Origin of the sequence: Collinsella sp. SGI.241, from assembly GCF_050312955.1 — a bacterium.
Taxonomy (GTDB): Bacteria; Actinomycetota; Coriobacteriia; order Coriobacteriales; family Coriobacteriaceae; genus Collinsella.
The window spans coordinates 1-622 of record NZ_JBNPKM010000030.1; the positions used below are offsets into that span (position 1 = coordinate 1).

General features: G+C 73.2%; 2 protein-coding genes. Both read left to right on the top strand.

The features are described from left to right. Positions 1-255: Mu transposase domain-containing protein (locus tag ACQQ92_RS08420; RefSeq protein ID WP_427796241.1), on the top strand; the 255-nt coding region annotated here is incomplete at its 5' end. Next, positions 255-622, top strand: a 368-nt coding sequence (locus ACQQ92_RS08425) for an ATP-binding protein (RefSeq protein ID WP_427796242.1), incomplete at its 3' end; no start/stop codon positions are given. The genes ACQQ92_RS08420 and ACQQ92_RS08425, both read left to right, overlap by 1 nt.

The window sequence follows — 622 nt, forward strand, 5'->3', positions numbered from 1 at the left end:
GAGTGGTCCGTGCCCAGGCGCTGCATCGGCCGGCGCGTGAGCGTCGTGGCGATGCCCGGCGGCCAGGTCGTGGTGAGGATGGCCGGCGAGGAGGTCGCCGTCCACGACGCCGCGTCCGGGCCGTCGAGGCCCATCAACTACGACCCCGACCACTACGAGCAGGCCCTCGAGGGGAAGCGGGGCCTGGCCGACGCGGACATCGCCGAGGCCGCGCGCGCCAACCTCGCGCTGCTCGACTCGCTCGGAGGGGCGTGATGGGCGCCGTCGCGGAGGGCAGCCCCTCGATCAGGGCGCAGGCGAACCTCTCCGCGCTCGGGCTGCACGAGATGGCGGCGTCCCTGCCCGACTACGTGAGGATGGTCGCCGCGGGCGAGCGGAGCTTCGCCTCCGCCCTCGAGGAGATGACGCGCGTCGAGGTCGCCGCCCGGGAGGCCAGGATCACCAACCAGCGCATACGGTCGTCGGGGTTCCCCTACGTCAAGGGGCTGGCGGACTTCGACTGGGACTTCCAGCCGTCGGTCCCGCGCGCCGAGATCGAGGAGCTCGCGACCCTGAGGTTCGTCGAGCGGGCCGAGAACGTCCTGTTCGTGGGGAGCCCCGGCGTGGGCAAGACGCACCTCGC